1 protein-coding gene is annotated in these 1,184 nt (G+C 61.1%); it reads right to left on the bottom strand.

The annotated features are described in order from the left end of the window. Positions 1-996: transglutaminase-like domain-containing protein (locus K7B09_RS13070; RefSeq protein WP_223629903.1), on the bottom strand; the 996-nt coding region annotated here is incomplete at its 3' end. Positions 997-1,184 lie beyond the last annotated feature (188 nt).

Raw genomic sequence — 1,184 nt, 5'->3', positions numbered from 1 at the left:
CCTCTTCGTCTTCTCGCGCTGGATCGATTGCAGGTAAGCCGCATCCTGCTCGGGTGTCCTCTGGGCCCAGCCTAACGCCTCGGCCTTCTCAAACCAAGCCAGGTTCTCCCGGCTGAGGCGCTGGAAGTCCGCAACTTTGTCCGCCGGGATATCGGAGGCGTTCGGGTACTTCTTCTGATAACGCGCCTGGATCTGTAGGTAATAGGCGTTGGCTTTCCAGACCATCGCCACCGTATCCTTCGGGTTGGCGGTCAAAGCCAAGTCGGCAACCGCCATCAATGCGTCCCCGTCGCCCTCCCGCGCGTAGTGCTCCATCAGGGTGCTGGCGATCACGCCTACGCTCTCGTGCGGGTGCAGTGGCCTCAGGTAGTTTTCGTTATCGAGAGCGATCTGACTGATCCCGGTGTCGCGGATGTAGCTCTCGTCGCGCTTGTAGCCGCCGCCGGTCGCCTCGACGTACACCCAGGCCTGCTGCGTGTCGTCGGCGAACATCGCCATGACGTGTTCTGGTGCCGTAGACAGTGTGATGGTCAGGCCAAGCCGCTGCCCCAGGATTGCGACCAGAATCGGCATCGATACGCAGTTGCCCTTGCGGGTCGCCAGATAGGTCGCCAGCCGCTTGTTGACCGGCTTCTTGCCCAGTGGATCGTCCAGGTCATAGCTGAAGGGCTTGCCGCCATTCCAAGGGCCGGGCTGGTACAGCGTCTTGAGCAGGACATCGAGCATCTGGCGGCTATTAGCGCCGGCAGGGACATTCGAGCGAACCACCTGCTGCCAGCGATTGAGTTCGCGGCGGACGGCGGTGGTATCGGTGTTCGGATCGATCAGGCGATCGACGGTCAGCTTAGCGGTGGCGTAGTCGACCTTGGCATCGGGGAGCGCGAACTGCGCCTTGAGCGCCGCCAGCGGGTCCGAGGCCCAAGCCGGTGCGAGCACTGCAGCGAAACACAGGCCAACCAAGCACGTGATCCAATGGCGGCGAACTGGCTTCCCCATGCGTCCTGCATCCGGTGAGTTGGCTGAATCCTAGACTTGCCGCAAGCAGGCTGTCTATCTGGTAGTAGATCAAATCCCACATTTAAGGCTGAAGACAGGAAGGGCTGGAGAAGCCTGAAACCTACAGGCAAGAGTTGGAAGGCAGGCAACAGCTAGGACAGGCTTCCCACACTAAAATCCGGATACCC

Source organism: Thermomonas beijingensis (assembly GCF_020034655.1).
GTDB lineage: Bacteria > Pseudomonadota > Gammaproteobacteria > Xanthomonadales > Xanthomonadaceae > Thermomonas > Thermomonas beijingensis.
Note: the sequence above shows the minus strand (reverse complement) of the source record. Positions and strands in the feature narration are given on the sequence as shown.